12 protein-coding genes are annotated in these 14,486 nt (G+C 49.6%); 2 read left to right on the top strand and 10 right to left on the bottom strand.

Going from position 1 to position 14,486, the window contains the following annotated elements:
• Window positions 1-35 precede the first annotated feature (35 nt).
• From BEI65_RS14905 to BEI65_RS14895, 3 genes are read right to left on the bottom strand one after another with little or no spacing between them, the layout of a single operon-like run.
• Complete coding sequence (locus BEI65_RS14905; protein WP_198404453.1) at window positions 36-242, bottom strand: hypothetical protein; 207 nt, start codon at window positions 240-242, stop codon at window positions 36-38.
• Window positions 243-250: 8 nt separating this feature from the next.
• Window positions 251-517, bottom strand: a complete 267-nt coding sequence (locus BEI65_RS27165) for a hypothetical protein (RefSeq protein ID WP_232519100.1) — start codon at window positions 515-517, stop codon at window positions 251-253.
• On the bottom strand, window positions 510-1,286 hold the full coding sequence (locus BEI65_RS14895) for a hypothetical protein (RefSeq protein WP_099063999.1): 777 nt from the start codon (window positions 1,284-1,286) through the stop codon (window positions 510-512). Before BEI65_RS14895 ends, BEI65_RS27165 begins: the two co-directional genes overlap by 8 nt.
• Window positions 1,287-1,410: 124 nt before the next feature.
• Between BEI65_RS14895 and BEI65_RS14890 the strand changes: the two genes are divergently transcribed.
• Window positions 1,411-1,923, top strand: a complete 513-nt coding sequence (locus BEI65_RS14890) for a GNAT family N-acetyltransferase (RefSeq protein WP_099063998.1) — start codon at window positions 1,411-1,413, stop codon at window positions 1,921-1,923.
• 4 nt (window positions 1,924-1,927) lie between these two features.
• Here BEI65_RS14890 and acpA read toward each other — a convergent pair whose 3' ends face one another.
• Entirely contained in the window at window positions 1,928-3,634 is a 1,707-nt protein-coding gene (acpA, locus tag BEI65_RS14885; RefSeq protein WP_099063997.1) for an acid phosphatase, read from the bottom strand.
• Between the two features lie 170 nt (window positions 3,635-3,804).
• The gene (locus BEI65_RS14880; protein ID WP_099063996.1) at window positions 3,805-4,317 is read right to left on the bottom strand and encodes a DUF2165 family protein; all 513 of its coding nucleotides are present in this window, start codon (window positions 4,315-4,317) and stop codon (window positions 3,805-3,807) included.
• 132 nt (window positions 4,318-4,449) lie between these two features.
• Between BEI65_RS14880 and BEI65_RS14875 the strand changes: the two genes are divergently transcribed.
• Window positions 4,450-4,701, top strand: a complete 252-nt coding sequence (locus BEI65_RS14875; protein ID WP_099063995.1) for a type II toxin-antitoxin system ParD family antitoxin — start codon at window positions 4,450-4,452, stop codon at window positions 4,699-4,701.
• A 95-nt stretch (window positions 4,702-4,796) separates the two neighbouring features.
• Here BEI65_RS14875 and BEI65_RS14870 read toward each other — a convergent pair whose 3' ends face one another.
• The 5 genes from BEI65_RS14870 to BEI65_RS14850 all read right to left on the bottom strand — a co-directional run bounded on the left by BEI65_RS14870 (window position 4,797) and on the right by BEI65_RS14850 (window position 14,285).
• Window positions 4,797-6,893 (bottom strand): peptidase domain-containing ABC transporter, encoded by a 2,097-nt coding sequence (locus BEI65_RS14870; RefSeq protein WP_099063994.1) that lies wholly within the window; start codon window positions 6,891-6,893, stop codon window positions 4,797-4,799.
• Window positions 6,886-8,160, bottom strand: coding sequence for an HlyD family secretion protein (locus tag BEI65_RS14865; protein ID WP_198404459.1), 1,275 nt, complete (start codon window positions 8,158-8,160; stop codon window positions 6,886-6,888). Before BEI65_RS14865 ends, BEI65_RS14870 begins: the two co-directional genes overlap by 8 nt.
• 121 nt (window positions 8,161-8,281) lie before the next feature.
• Entirely contained in the window at window positions 8,282-8,719 is a 438-nt protein-coding gene (locus BEI65_RS14860; protein WP_099063993.1) for a toxin-activating lysine-acyltransferase, read from the bottom strand.
• A complete protein-coding gene (locus BEI65_RS14855; RefSeq protein ID WP_099063992.1) occupies window positions 8,716-10,278 on the bottom strand; it encodes an MchC protein in 1,563 nt (520 codons plus the stop codon). The genes BEI65_RS14860 and BEI65_RS14855 overlap by 4 nt, the downstream gene beginning before the upstream one ends.
• Window positions 10,275-14,285 carry a non-ribosomal peptide synthetase gene (locus BEI65_RS14850; RefSeq protein WP_099063991.1) on the bottom strand — a complete coding sequence of 1,337 codons (4,011 nt, stop codon included), beginning with the start codon at window positions 14,283-14,285 and terminating at the stop codon, window positions 10,275-10,277. Before BEI65_RS14850 ends, BEI65_RS14855 begins: the two co-directional genes overlap by 4 nt.
• Window positions 14,286-14,486: the final 201 nt, after the last annotated feature.

Below are 14,486 nucleotides of genomic sequence, written 5' to 3'. Positions count from 1 at the left end.
GCGGTCAGAAATACGCAATGGGTACCCTCGAAAAATTAATCATCTTCCAGCAGAGTAATGCCCATTTCATCGGCCAGCTCAAACAGATGTAATAAAACGCTTTTATCTATTACTGATACCCTATTACCAGTAATAGATAACTCGTCTCCATTCAAACGGTCGCCAAACAGAATATAGGCATTGCCAGGATGTTGTTTTGACGGCCAAATCAGCCCATGAATATCTTGATGTTGCTCATGCATGAATAGCTTCAGCCCACTTGCGCGTTACCTCCAGGGCTGGCAGTAACAGTATTGCGACTTACTTTATATACCCAAAATAATTGGAGTTGCATCACGGCGGCAAGAGCATTCATCCCCAGGAGCTTACTCAAGTAAGTGACTGGGGTGAATGCTTGCAGCCAACACAGATGCAGCTTCAAGTATGAAGGGTATATACGATAAAGCGGCGTCCCTGCCCCGACAATTCGCTTATTAATATTGACCTTTCCTACCGGGGGAAATAAGTCATCAGCCATGCTGTGCCCCCGCCTTCTCTATAAGAGCAGCATGTAACACGGCAGCGGGTTCTTTCTTCATCACGTCTTTAGGCTTTTTACCGCCCAGCCAGCTATTGGCCGTCCCCATCCAGCTCGCAATTGACCAGGCGCTGGTGCCGTCACCAAAGACGGTCAATATGTCTTTGAGGATTTTTAGTGGCTGGTAAGCCTCATCCAGCGCGTAAGCCGGATAACGGTCGTGGCCTTCAACGTTGATCGCAAAAATCTTCCCACGTTGCTTCCAACCGTTTGGGCCTGCGCTGCGGTTGCGATTTTTAAAACCGGCCCTGTCGGAGAGTTCGGCTGATGTCAGCCAGTGGGCATCTTCCAGGAGGTACTGGCGAAGGTCCTGCTTCCTTGCTTCATTCCTGCCCTGAAACTCGGGAAAACCCGCAAAAATGCTGGCGGCAGGCATACCGTTGTCGCTATCGACATCCCCTCGTACTGCCGGTAGCTTCCCGGCTGTAGACTTGGTCACCATATCCCATGCAATCTCCAGCATTTGCATCGCCGCATTGGGATCCACTGCCGGGTCATTGATCATTTCGGTTAGTTTTTTTCTCAGGGCGCTATTACCGGCGTCATTGTTGCTATCCGATTTGGTTGTATGAGCATCGGGATCAATTTCAATCACCAAGAATCGCGCCGAATGCTTACTTGGCTTAAGATGTTGCAGCTGATCGGCAGTGAGCATTTGCATAACAGTACGATGTCCCTGACGACGATGGGTTTGCTGTTTGGCTGTCATACGCCCTCCGGCAGACAGATATTGAGTATATTGAGTATATCTCGTATACCCTGGATTGTCTAAATCTTCACCAGTGCGGCGATTCCCTTTCAGGTTGCCTGCCGTTTCTCACCAAGAGGTTCATATGTTCAGTATCCGCCAGGCTTTGAGCGGTGATTTAGCGCAGGTTCGTGATGTGGGGATTCGCACCTATCAGGCCCATTTTGGCGAACTTTGGCACCATAAAGCGGAACTCGATGCTTTTCTGGCGCAAGACTTTGCCGTTGAGGCACTGGAAAAAACGCTGCAGGATACGGACGTTTGCTGGCTATTGGGATACGAAGACGACAATCTGGTGGGTTATGCGCGGCTGAATTTCAACAGCCTGCTGGCACCGACCCAAACAACCGGGGCCGAATTGCAGAAAATCTATTTCCTGCCGGAATATGCCGGCCGGGGTTACGGCCAGCACTTTTTTGAACAGGTGCAGCTTCGGGCGATCGAACGTAAGCAGCAAAGGCTGTGGCTGGAAGTGTTACAGCGCAATACCAGCGCCCAGCGCTTTTACCAACGCCAGGGGCTGAATATTTGCGGTGAGACCTGTTACACCAGCGCCCAGGGTTCCATCGGTATCTGGTATATGTCCAAGCCGCTGTAACCCCTTACCCCGGAAACTCCAGCGCGCCGGTCAGATCGCCCAGCGGTTTCTGGCTGCGCGCCGCCATTGCCTTATCCCGTTCCGTTAGCCCGTCCAGCGGCGGCAGATCAAACACCCGGCTGATTAATCGCAAAATTGACCCGGTGTCGTACACCTCATGGTCAACGTAGCCTTTACGGGCGAATGGCGAAATCACCAACGCCGGAATACGTGAGCCTGGGCCCCAACGATCGCCCTGCGGAGGGGCCACATGATCCCACCAGCCGCCGTTCTCATCGAAGGTAATCACTACCACGCTATTTTCCCACTGCGGGCCGTTGCGCAGGCTGTTAATAATATGGGCGATATGGCGGTCGCCGGCCTCCACATCGGAATACCCGGCGTGCATATTAAGGTTGCCCTGCGGCTTGTAGAACGCCACCGGCGGTAAAGTGCCCGCCTCCACCGCGGCCAAAAATTTATTACTGCCGGTTGAATCACCAATGCCGCCGTCACGTAAATGCGCCGCGCGTGCCTGTGGATTGCCCGGCCCCAAATTTTCGAAATAGTTGAACGGCTGATGGTGATACTGAAAGTCTGGCGCACCGGGGAAATCGCCCTGATCCTTGCGGTTGTCCAGCGCGTATTGCCAACCCCCGGCGTACCATGCCCAGTCGATCCCCTTCTGACTGAGTAAATCGCCGATGTGCGGGTGTTTCTGCGGCGGCATCACGTTGGGCATGGTCGCGTCCGCCAGCGTCGGATCTTTCTCATCCTGAGTCCACGACGGCCAGTACGGCGGTGCCATGGTGTTGACCGCATAGCCGTCCGGCGTCAGCAGGCTCTTGCCAAACAGCGGGATACCAAACGAAGCGCTGACCGGCGAGTCGCCCAACGGCTTCAGGCGCGAGTCCGTCACGTCATCGCTTTCAAGCAGGGCAATGCCGTCTTTGGCGACTGAGTTTTGTACCTCGGGGTAAAACGGCGGGCGGGCGCAAATCAGATACTGGTGATTCAGGAAGGAGCCGCCAAACGCCCCCTGGAAGAAGTTATCGCACAGGGTAAATTCCTGCGCCAAGGTCCACAACCGCAAGTTGTAAGCAACGTCACCGTAATAACCCATGGTCAGGGCACCGGAATCGGCCCAGGCAACAAACTTGTCGTTTTTGCCGCCGTTAATCTGCATCTGGTTTTGATAAAACACATGCCACAGATCGCGCGTGACCACGCCGTGCGGCAAGTTCTCACCCTGCGGCCCGGTCAGCACAAACGGCTGATTCGGTAATTGATTGGTGAATACTGCATCTTCGTCGATTTTGTAATTAACATGCCCGACTTCCTGCTCTTTTGGCACCAGGCCTTTCCAGATCGGTGGCAAAGAATCCAGTAGCTTATCGTCACGATCGCGCTGCTGGTACTCCTCCGGCTTAAGTGCCGACAGCGGTTTTTCTACTCCGGGGAAATTGGCGAACAGGTTGTTGAAACTGCGGTTTTCGGCGTAGATCACCACCACATTTTTCACATGACGCCGCAGCAGTGGGTTTTGTGCGCCGGTCGGCAAAGTGTTCAGTACCACTTTCTTGTTGCCGTCAGCCGCGGCCCTGGCCAACGGCACAATCGAGGCACCGACCCCCAACACCGTCGCACCTGCCAGAAAACGCCGACGCGCCGGATTGCTCGGCTGCTGCTGTTGCGCCGACGCCGGCAGATCCTTATCGGATTTATCGCTCATAATTATCCCTCGTAAAATTTTTAACCTATTGATTTGTTATAAATTTATTTAAGAGTCATTATGCTATGGCACAACTATGAACGAAATGTGACAAGACCTGGCAGGTTAGCATTTGGCAACACTTTCGCGAACATCGCCGCAGTTTTATCAAAATCCTGCGACTTCACGGCTTAGCGAGCGTCACGTTGCAGCATCAGAAACAGCAAGGCCAGCGTATTGGGCACCATGTACAGCATCGCCCCCAGTTGCACCGCTAGCGGGTTTTCCTTTGCCTGCCAGGCCATAAACCAGTCGCCTGCGACCACCATAAAACCGAGCCCCCACACCGCAATCGCGCAGAGTGCGCCCAGCATGGCCCAGGCTTTCCCCCTGGCAAAGGCCGCGTAAGGTTGGCGCAGATGTTTCAGCATCAGCATCACACCCAGTGCCGCGGTGATACCGGCCACAGACTCCAGCACAGTGATCATCGCCAACCCGACCCGCCCGGCCCATTCCACGCTGACGGCGCGCCACATTAAGCCGGGAACCTGATAGGTATCCTGCATGGCAAGCAGCGGCGCCACGGCATGTTGGGCGGTACCAGCAAAATCGGCGGTATTGTTCAGCAGACTGAAGATCCCCCAAAGAGCCGGGAACAGTGACAGGACGATGCAACCCAAACGCGACATGGTGATTTCGTTCATAATTATCCCTAATTTATGATGATGTAAAAACCAGAGTTCCTTGTATTGTTGCCACTTTAGACTCCCCAGTTTTAACGTGCATAATGTAAGAACTAATCTTACAATGATTAAGAGAATAGCGGAGGGGAAAACATGGGCAGAACATTAACAGTGGATCTGGGTGAAGAACTGCGTAACTTTGTTGAAGGTCTGGTAGCCAGCGGCGACTACCGAACCCCCAGCGAAGTTATTCGTGAATCGGTGCGCACCCTGCGTGAGCGCACCGCCGCCTCAAAACTGGAAGAGCTACGCCGTTTGATCGCCGAGGGGGAGAACAGCGGGGACGCTGTGGAGTGGGATCGTGATGTGTTCATGGCAACAGTGAAAGGCTACATGAAAAAATAATTGCCCTTCCACTGCCCAACCTTATTGAGCCTTATATCGCCACCAGTCCGCGCACGCCGTCTTGCTCCATCGTCGACAACGGAAAATAATGCTTATTACATTGAAATAACTCTATCAACGGTTCTAATTGTCGACTCTCTATGCGCAATAATCACTCGGGTAATATTCAGCCTTTTTATAGCCTGATTAACAAAGCGTTCGCTTTCGTTGTCGAGAGAACTTGTTGCCTCATCCATAAATAGCATTCCCGGTTTCCGGTAAAGTGCACGGGCAATAAAAATACGTTGTTTCTGCCCGCCAGAAAGTCCCTCACCCAGTTCTCCTATCAGCGTTTCATACCCCATGGGCATTTTTATTATCACATCATGGATATAACTGGTTCGGGCACATTCCATCATCCAAACTTCATCCATTTCTTCGGCAAACCCGCAAATATTCTCCCGTATTGAACCAGAGAACAACCTATCATCCTGCATCACGCAGGCTATCATCTTGTGAAAATTGTTGATGCCCAATTGATAAATATCTGTACCATCTACCAGGATGGTACCCGAACTGGGTTCAAACAACCCGCATAACACTTTCATCAGCGTCGTTTTCCCGGTACCGGAGGCACCGGTTATCGCAACGCTTTCCCCAGGAAGAATTCGGATAGCCAGATCGCTGAATACCGGCTCCGACTGGCTATCATAGCTATAACTTAGATCACAAACTTCCAGTGAAACTGAACGCATCGCGTCAATAACTGGTATATCCGGCTTTTTGACTTCCCGCTCGTGTAGCGCGATATCGGCGATACGTTCATTGTGCAGACTCATCATCCGCAACTGCAGCAAAAAATTCGTCAGTGAGGCGACCCTATCGGAAAATTGCGCACGGAATGCACCAAACGCCACGAACATCCCAATCGTCATTTGATTATCAATAACCAAACTGGTGCCCAGCCATAAAATCACTATCTGATCACAGGCAGCAACAAATGTGTTGATACCACCAAAGAATAAATCCATTTTAGTAATATTGATGCCCGAATTGATAGCATCGACTTTAAGGTTAAGCCAATGAGTTCCCCGTCGTTCACCCATACCCTGCATCTTAACTGTCGCAATACCGTAAAGTGTCTCCATAAAATACGAGCTAGCCCGCGCGCCTCTGACTAACATCTCCTCCGACAATTGCCGGTAATAACCGTAAGTCAATAAACGAATAAGAACGTATACCGCAGTAAAACTCAAAACAATCCAAGTCAGATATCCACCGTAAAGTGACATCATAACCAGCACACCGATCACCATGATACTGTCCATGATGGATCCGACTACACTGGTCGTAAAAGTGGTGCGTAACGTATCCAGCGAACCAAAGCGGGACTGAATGTCTCCCAATTTGCGTCGTTCAAAATACTTCAGAGGTAACCTTAGCAGGTGGTTAAACAGGCCTGACTGCCATTGCACATTGACGAGCGTTCCCATAATCAGCGATGACCAAGCACGGACTATGCTTACTGCAGCCCGCAGCAAAATAAAAAACATCAAACCGATACAAATAAGAGTTAATATTCCGCGATCACCCGCCGGGATCGCATGATCCATCACCAGTTGAGTACCTATTGGCATCACCAGGTTGATGGCCTCAATAACCACCGACAGGCAAAAAATCTTGGTCAGCGTGCTTTTGATGCCATATACGCTGCGAATTAGTGACCCCAGACTCATCCGGTTTCTCACTGTTTCCGCTGTAAACTTGCTACCGGGCCAGACTTCGAGCGCCACACCGGTAAAATATTGCGACATTTCAGCCAGCTCCACCGTTCTGCACCCACGCGCCGGGTCATGCAATACAAAGCGGTTACGTTTCACACTGACCAGCACAACGAAATGATTAAAGTCCCAGTGGAGGATGCAGGGGGTCTTCAGGACGCGGAGTTCATCCAGATCCAGCGACAGTGCTCGAGTTGCCATACCCAGTTGCTCAGCTATGCCGTTAATACCGGCGAGCGTGGCACCACGTGCTGATAGGTTGAATTTGCGGCGCAGTGATATCAAGTCAACATTCTTGCCATAGTGACCACATATCATTGCCAAACAGGCAATACCACACTCTGAAGACTCAGTTTGGTGAATTACAGGAACACGCCGACGTAACCGTATGTCGAGTTGGTAGATGATAAATTTGAATCTGCCGTTAATCATTTACCGGTCCTGCAGCACTATGTTTCATGTCATAGAATGGCGAAAGCATCCATTGATAAATTTTCCTTTTTTCGAGGAATAACGTGCTTTGAGCTTTCATACCATTTTCTAATGGTAGTAATTTACCATCGTAGGTAATGACTTTTTTTTCGGGACTCACAATAACCTTGTAATAAGGAATGGATACGCCTTGGTTAGTTTTCGGCGCGCCTTGATAGGTCAACATTTCCTGCGGAGAGGCTGGAGTTCTGGATATGGTTGTCACCATTGCTGGAAATTGGCCAAACTTTTCTGCGGGAAAAGCTTCATACCGCACGTTAACCTTGTCACCTACTGAAATATAAGGTACTGCGTCATTAGGCACCCAGATAACAAGGTAGTAATTATTTATATTTTGTGGAATAACTTGAAGCAGGCTATCACCTGCATTAACCATTTGTCCCACAGTGACACTCATTGAATCTACCTTACCATCAGATAAAGCTCGAATGATGATTTTCCCGCTCACATCCGTATTAACCAACTCTTTTTTCAATTCGTATCTCTGGAGTGCCATTTGATAGATGCGGTTATCAAATTCAGCAGCCTGAGTTTGTATCTGACTTTCCAAACTGATTACCTGCAATGAATTTTGCTCATTTTGCCCACTCAAGCTAAGTAAGTTATTCTGCTGCTGATAATATAGCGCTACCTGGCTGATTAACTGGTCTTTATTCACAAGCCCCTTTAAGTGGTACTTCCTATAACTGTCCATGTTATCTTTCATTATATTTATTCCTTCCTCTGCCCGTTTGATGATACTGGATGAGCGTTTAAAGGCGTTACTGTACTGTGACCTCTGTTTTTCTAACGTATCAAGCGTGGTTTTTTTACTCGCATTCAGCCGTGAAATAATATTATCCACATGAGCTATTTGATTTTCAATCACCACTCTCTGATTATCACTTACAACGCCACTACTGGTGCTTTTACTAACATCAAGCTGATATACAGGATCGCCACTTTTAATTTCCTGTCCTTCAACGACAAACTGATTCACCACAAAACCTTGAACCCCAGAATAAATATTAACGGCCCGAGGCCAGGTAGTGATCTCTCCACTCACATTAACTCGGCGGGTATAAGTTCCCGCAATGACGAACGTCAGAAATGCCACAATGAAAAACATACACGCCAGAGCGACTAGCCAGAGTGGAATGCCAGGTAATAAAATTGCACGCCCACGCCACCTCATTTTTCTATGCTCTATAGAGTCCTTACGAAACAAACGATCTTCCCTAGCCATTTTTAATATCCGATTTGGATACAACTATGCATCCCGTATCTGAAATTCTTCGTTAATTTTACACAATCGCGTTCCTGCCATAATGGCATGAATATCTGCTCAATTATGGCAACAGGACCATAACCTTCTTCCTTCGGTTCACCCAGCGAACCACCCCCTTTCCCCATGGCCTGATTTGGACAATATGCTCGATAGCCTTACGTCCAAATCCGGGTTTGCAACAAAAATCCAAGAGCCAGATCCTATCACCTTCGTTCCATTCTGAGGGGTGTAGACGAAATTCCGGGTCGCTAAGTAGTCTGGCTTCAGTATCGGCTTCCAGAAAAGCCCAGGTGACATAGGCCAATGGCTGACCGCTCGTATCAAAAAGAAACTGTATCTGCTTATGTTGTATAGCAAACTCTGTCCAATATTGAATGCTCAAAACCGGGTAGAGGCTGTAATTACGGTTATAGAGCATGCAACTTACGGCAAAACCGATCTGCTCTTGGGCTGGCCAATCTTTCCGACCCTCTATGGTTTCCTTTATATATAAAGTCATGCTTCAACATATCCTTCTGGCACGTGATTAGTCACTGGCTCACAGCCGAATGCCTCTTTGGCAAATGCCAGCGTCCTCGCTTCCATTACCGATAATGCATGCCGCAGATCATCGCCACTATTCGCCTCCAACAAACCAGCGATCTCCTCGAGCATTCGTATTTTTCCCAAACGCTCTCTGGGTTGCAGCCTCTGCCGTGCTTGCCGTTCCATCCCCTTTAGGATTACGGAGGCATCGATTCCTAGAGTATGGCAGGTTTCACTCAGCCAAAGATTGGCTTCAACGAAGGCCGACAGTGTTTCCACGAAACAAATATCACTATCCAAATTAATGTAGCCAGAGACAGATTGCCCTTGGCTACAGCGGATCAGCATCACAACCAACTGTTCCAACGGTGTCTCAGTTCGCACGTCATACTGATGGTAATACAGCATTCCTCTACGGCTACCGAACAATTTCATGAAGCTATTAACTAATTGTTTCAGCGCATTAGGAATCTCTTTCGACGGTAGAATATCAACCGGGATCCCTAACAACGCCAAATAGCCGCGATAGCAGGCCTCCTGAAAAGCATGCTGAAAGCAAGCCCCGACTTGCTGCTGCGCAAACGACGTGAAAGCCGAACCAAAAAGGTATTTCCCGATATACAAACAAAGGTCAGACAGTCCCTGTTGAAGGATCGCAGGCTCTCTCATCATTTGCGCTAACTTGAGTCGATAGTCGAAATCGTAACGATGATCGCAGGGGAACAAACAATTGAGTCCGGTGAAATCCAATAGCCTGCCATCCATCGCAACATTAGACGGCGACGTTGTCAGCATTAGGAAGCGAGTTCGACAAAATGCCATCTGACGTGCCTGCCGCCGAGCCAATTCGCACAAACCCTCAACACAGTGGCGCTGCGGGTCCTGATAAGCCCCCTCACTGAAACCATCTGTTGGTGTCGGCAAATAGTCCGATAACAGGCGGATAACCGACCTGACACGCTGGGCATCGTGTATCATTTTCCCGACATATTCGGGCTGCGGTCGAAAATAAGGCGCTCGTTCAAAATGCGCTGGACGAATTACTGGTTCACGGACGAGTAATGCCCTTCGAGCTCGTCGATTATTGCGCTCAAAATTGATATCAATATATTTGTCAGTAAGGAGTACGGCTTGTGCACGTACCGCCCCATAAGGCAGTAACTGAGCCAACACTTCACCCCATATAGCTTCATAAATCGCATGGTCTGCAGCAAGCGCACCGTTAGAATGATGCCAATCCGTCCCCAACCCTACTAAAGGATTAGCACCAATACCTTTGACCTGGTAACAGCCGTCAAAACCACAACGAGCCCCGCCACCGTTACGCTGAATGCCGCTACCACCATAGCGTTCCGCCAGAAATACCTTAGCTGTACCGAAACCGGTTGAGTCGCTCAGATAGCTGCAGGCACAACGCAACACTTCTTCGTTGCCAACCTCCGAGGTACTCCAAATCAAAGTTGTCGACACAGGATAGGTATCAAACGGCACCAGATTTTCAACAAGCTCTGTTAGTGCAGGGGAATGAGTCATTTGGAATCGCCCTCCAGTATTTTTTTTCCTTTTAGGGTCAATGAGTTTACATCTGAATGTTTTGCAAATTGCGTAAACGCAGCATCCAAGTGTGACGCAATTTCACGCAATGCCTCAGTTCTAGCCATACCTGGATGATCACAGGCAATATCAATGTTATGGATCCGTCCACGTATGTAGGGTCGCCATGCATCCAGATCCAACCAATTCTCAGCTCGTGGTGCCGCTGCAGTAAAAAACAGCAAGTCGCCGTGATAAATGCCATGACTCGAACTACCAATCAAACGACGGCTATTGATGACAACATCAATAAGCCGATCAAGTGCTTGATTCTCGAGGCTGGCTAAAGCATTACTGTGAGCCCGAAGCAGACCGATCGTTTGAGAACGTTCGAGTACCTCCCCTTTCGGCACGATCAATGAAGGTAGCCCCCCAAAGGGCAATGCGATACCCGCGATGAAGAGCAAAGCGGCCAAAGCCATACTTTCTTCCTCTCTCGCGTTAAGTGTCTCAAAAGCAAATCGTCGCCACAGATCACTGGGATAGGCATCCATCATAGCCAGTAACTCGACCTTCGAGCCCTGACGCTCAAGATGTACAGCCACACTGTGGGCGATCATTCCTCCCACCGACCAACCGATAAGCCAATAAGGGCCCTTCGGCTGATGGGCAAGTATACGGTTGGCGTACTCTTCAGCCAGCTCATCCATTGACTGAGTGATACGGCTATCCGGGGTCAATCCCTGAGCTTGCAAGCCGACGATCTCACACGGCGTCTTGAGAAAACGAGCCAGGCCGCAGTAGCACCAAGCGATACCGCCAGCAGGATGGATGCAGAACAAAGTAGGTAACCTTGCCAGGGGAGCCTGTGGGCCAGGTCGAAGCTGTAAGGTAGTATCCAGCATGTTCAAAGCATCCCCCTGCCCGTGTCCCGACAGTGCTTTGGGAGTGGGGTGAGCAAAAATATTGGCTATCGATATTTTCCACCCAAGGCCAGCGTTTATCCTTGCGGCTGCATCAACGGCACTCAGAGAATTACCACCGAGTTCGAAGAAGTTCGACCGAGGTTTCACTGAAGGTAACTGCAGGACATCGGCAAAATATTCGCAGAGCCGCTGCTCGATCAGGTTGGACGGTACGCTATTATCTTCACAATGGGTATTGGGCGGTGCCGGTAGCGCCTTCCGATCCAGCTTTCCGTTACGACTCAGGGGAAGTGCGGTGAGAAATAACCAACGCTGTGGCAGCATATATACGGGAAGATATTCACTACAAAGCTCCAGTAGTTCTTTTACATCTGGCTCAGAGCCCCTGGCCACTATATAAGCGGTAATATTGCCTTCAACCATGTTGGCACAGGCATGGTGGACTTGCGAATGCTTGCAGAGAACCGCATCAATCTCCTCCAGTTCGACTCGCTGCCCATGTATTTTAAGCTGCTGATCCAGACGCCCAAGATAATCAATCTCACCATCCAGTCGCCAACGAGCCAGATCGCCTGTCCGGTAAAGGCGCTTACCGTCGGCTCCAAGGACGAAACGTTCAGCGGTCAGGGCGGGTTGGCCGATATAACCATCCGCGAGGCAAATGCCCTCGATATACAACTCTCCCTCGATGCCAATCGGAGCCGTTCTACCGTGTTCATTGAGAATATGAATCTGCGTATTCCAGATCGGGCGGCCAATAGGTACGTGGGCCTCTTTTTTTGCCAAATCAAAAGAATGGTAAGTAACGTCAATGGCAGCCTCGGTGGGGCCATAAAGATTATGCAAAGGGGCCGCCAGTAAACCACGATAACGTTGTACCAATTTCGGCGACAATACTTCCCCGCTCGCAAATACTCTGCGCAATGGTAGCGGTCCCGGTCGACGTTCCAAAGCATCAAGAAAAAGTGCCAACATCGACGGCACAAAATGTAAGGTGGTAATGTTATGCCGCTCAATACAGTTCAGCAAATACACTGGGTCTGTGTGCCCACCAGGCCGAGCCATGACTAAGGTAGCGCCACTGATCAGAGGCCAGAAAAACTCCCACATCGATACATCAAAGGTCGCAGGTGTTTTCTGCAGCACACGATCCGTCGGCTGAAGATGATATACGGCCTGCATCCACTGAAGACGATTAGCCAACGCCAAATGGCCGACCATCACGCCTTTAGGTTCGCCGCTGGATCCTGAAGTGAACAAAATGTAAGCCGGTGCATCGACACACTGTTCGGCCACTATCGGCAATATTGCCTTGCCCTGCGTTTGTGCGATGCGATTCAGTGATTTGATATCGAGCTGCGGATACCTGGCAGGCAAATTGTTCCGACAGGCAAGGCTGGATATGATTAATGAAACCCCGGCCTGCTCAAGCATATTGAGGAGCCGTAATTCTGGAAGTTCCATCGACAGCGGTAAAATAACAGCGCCAGCACGAAGGATAGCCAGCAGGATTACTTCCATTTCAACGCTGCGCTCTAAGGCTACACCGATAACCTTACCTTTTGCTCCTCGCAGATGGTAGTTTAAGGCGTTTGCAACTTGCCGCGAACGACGCTCCAATTCTGCGTAAGTCAGCCTACTGGCATCGTCAAGCACGGCAAGCTGTTGCGGTGCCGCACGGGCTTGCACTTCGAACAGTTCAAGAATGCCTTGGGCTGATAGCTTATGGGCTGTGTCGTTCCACTTTGCGATCAAAGCCAACTCGGTTGGCGTCACCAACGGCAACTCCTGCAATGGCACAGTTGGTGCCTCGACCAACTGCGCCATCCAATACAACAGCCGATGCGCATGCAATTGCAACGCCTCTTGGCTATGTCGCGAGGCATTAGCTAGCAGCCTGAGGTTACAGGGACGCAAGTCTGGACCGAGCTCCAAATGGATATTGAGATCTCTCACTGGACCGGTGACAATATGCCTTGCTGTTGCGTTTAATCCCGCAAAATCAATAGTCGAAAAACAGGGTAATATATTCAACTCTATCCCATAAAGTGGCATAGTATCGCCGATCCTGCCGATAGACCTGCCTATCCATTCTCCGCGATAACGCTGATGCGAAAGCAATTCGCGTCTGTTTCTAGCCACAACAGCACAAACATCCTGAAAACTGGCATCTTCCGGCAATTCAAGCAGTAGCGGCAGGATATTGCTGCGAGTAACTGCCGCCTGAGCGCCAAAGGTATCCAGACGGCCCATGGAAGGCAGCCCGAAAAGTAGTTCACGTGAACCTCCAAGGCATAATGAGAAATAACTGGCAAACACGCCAAGCAACGTATCGGACAACGCTATACCACTACGTTGGTAAAACGTATTCAAAATCAAGGACAACTCCGCACTGATGGCCACTTCGACCTGTATGCTATCCACCGCCATCCCTTGCGCAGGGCCACCGAGAAAAGTTGGCGCTGGCATCCGTACGCAGCGGTTCGTCCAATAGTCGTGATCATCGGCATATTGAGAACTCTGCCTGTATGCCAAATCGTCTTCATACAACGTGCGCAGATTTGTAAAACTGCAATGAGCCACAGTTTCCTCTCGCAGCAATGCCTTATAATGCTCCCCTGCTCGATGATGCAGTAAATGATAAGCGTAAGCATCGAAGGCAATATGATGTATACAGGAGAACCATATGACTTCATGCTCATCGAGGACATACAGACGATGTGTATGTTGATGCAGGCTGTTGGGGCCAAGTTCCTGGTTAGTAATTTGTTCCATCGATTGCCATGCAAGATCATCAGACTCAGGTTGGAAACTCAAATCGCACAGCGTGATTTGCGCTTTCGAGGACTGGTAACCGAAAGACGGCACCCCCTCAACTTCGATAAAGCTACAATTGAGTACCTCACATTCCAGTAAAGCCCTTTCTATCGCACGAAGTAATTTAGGTTGATCAATATCACCGCGTAGGTATAGAGCTTGCCCCGTCGCGTACAACCTGAAAGAGTGTCTAGCTTGAGAGGCATACCAGATTCCCTGTTGTGCGTCAGTCATGGGAAAATTATCAGGAGAACAAAAATCCATTTTGTTTGCACCTTTAGTTGAACTAGGCAGTTCAGTAGCCTAGTCTGAAACCATCATTCTCATTCGAATCCTGTAGGAAACATGGCTAAATAACACCTAAAACAAGGTCATATCGCTATTTTATTCCCACTCACAGTGTGTTTTTACTGAAGCAAAACCCATTGAAAAGAAAAGTAATTAAAAGTCTATTATTATTTTATA

It is taken from the genome of Serratia sp. BW106, assembly GCF_002607755.1.
GTDB classification, from domain to species: domain Bacteria; phylum Pseudomonadota; class Gammaproteobacteria; order Enterobacterales; family Enterobacteriaceae; genus Serratia; species Serratia proteamaculans.
This window is presented reverse-complemented; position numbering and strand designations above follow the sequence as displayed.

Bases quoted from the DNA above. Each gene is read 5' to 3' on its own strand.
- BEI65_RS14905 (WP_198404453.1), bottom strand. From the start codon at position 242: ATGCATGAGCAACATCAAGATATTCATGGGCTGATTTGGCCGTCAAAA.
- BEI65_RS27165 (WP_232519100.1), bottom strand. From the start codon at position 517: ATGGCTGATGACTTATTTCCCCCGGTAGGAAAGGTCAATATTAATAAG.
- BEI65_RS14895 (WP_099063999.1), bottom strand. From the start codon at position 1,286: ATGACAGCCAAACAGCAAACCCATCGTCGTCAGGGACATCGTACTGTT.
- BEI65_RS14890 (WP_099063998.1), top strand. From the start codon at position 1,411: ATGTTCAGTATCCGCCAGGCTTTGAGCGGTGATTTAGCGCAGGTTCGT.
- acpA (WP_099063997.1), bottom strand. From the start codon at position 3,634: ATGAGCGATAAATCCGATAAGGATCTGCCGGCGTCGGCGCAACAGCAG.
- BEI65_RS14880 (WP_099063996.1), bottom strand. From the start codon at position 4,317: ATGAACGAAATCACCATGTCGCGTTTGGGTTGCATCGTCCTGTCACTG.
- BEI65_RS14875 (WP_099063995.1), top strand. From the start codon at position 4,450: ATGGGCAGAACATTAACAGTGGATCTGGGTGAAGAACTGCGTAACTTT.
- BEI65_RS14870 (WP_099063994.1), bottom strand. From the start codon at position 6,893: ATGATTAACGGCAGATTCAAATTTATCATCTACCAACTCGACATACGG.
- BEI65_RS14860 (WP_099063993.1), bottom strand. From the start codon at position 8,719: ATGACTTTATATATAAAGGAAACCATAGAGGGTCGGAAAGATTGGCCA.
- BEI65_RS14855 (WP_099063992.1), bottom strand. From the start codon at position 10,278: ATGACTCATTCCCCTGCACTAACAGAGCTTGTTGAAAATCTGGTGCCG.
- BEI65_RS14850 (WP_099063991.1), bottom strand. From the start codon at position 14,285: ATGGATTTTTGTTCTCCTGATAATTTTCCCATGACTGACGCACAACAG.